This window comes from Oleiphilus sp. HI0066 (assembly GCF_001635725.1).
The window spans coordinates 1-770 of sequence record NZ_LWFH01001624.1 but is presented as its reverse complement, the minus strand read 5'-3'; the positions used below and the strand labels follow the sequence as shown (position 1 = coordinate 770).

1 protein-coding gene is annotated in these 770 nt (G+C 47.0%); it reads left to right on the top strand.

Features of this window, described 5'->3' with window-relative positions:
- Positions 1-55: 55 nt before the first annotated feature.
- A partial coding sequence (locus A3738_RS25480) for a VWA domain-containing protein (protein ID WP_156504498.1) occupies positions 56-770 on the top strand: 715 nt, incomplete at its 3' end.

Genomic DNA, 770 nt, shown 5'->3' with positions numbered 1-770 from the left:
ATTTGAAAAACAAAAAAGCCTAGTGGTTAAAAAGGAGCGGGTGAAAGGTGAGCGGGTGACCGTTGATCGAAAAGCATCGGATGGCGTTGAGCGTATTGGCTATCGAGAAACTGAAGAGCCCAATGCCAACCCAGTGAACATTCGTATTGATGTGAATGCGGGTCTGCCATTTGATCGTGCTTGGAGTGATAGCCACGCAGTGCATATCGAGCCCTCTACAGACAGTGCGTTTAGAGTAACTATGGATGGCGGGCCAGACGAGGCAAGTCGTGATTTTGTTCTGAACTGGTCGTATCAAGAACAGACGCATACTCAGCTCAATGTGTTTACCGAACAGAAGGACGGAGAGTATTACAACATGCTGATGTTGTTGCCGCCGGCATCATCTGATGATGTTGAGCAAACACAGCGCGCCGCGCGCGAGCTTATCTTTGTGTTGGACGTATCAGGAAGTATGTCCGGCCAGTCGATTCGTCAAGCAAAGGCTGCACTTAAACAGGCGATGCAGCAGCTTAACGATCATGATCGTTTTAATATTATCTTCTTCAATGATTCTGCTTGGCCTGTATTTGATAGGAGTAAAAAAGCCTCTACAACGAACTTACTTAAAGCACGCTGGGCGCTTGAAATACAGGATGCTAAGAACGGCACGCATATTCAAAAGGCCCTAGCCTTAGCGCTTAAACCTTCCAAACAAGATGCGTTGCGTCAAGTTGTTTTTATCACCGATGGCGCAGTGCACGATGAGGAAAGCTTGCTTGATTATGTAC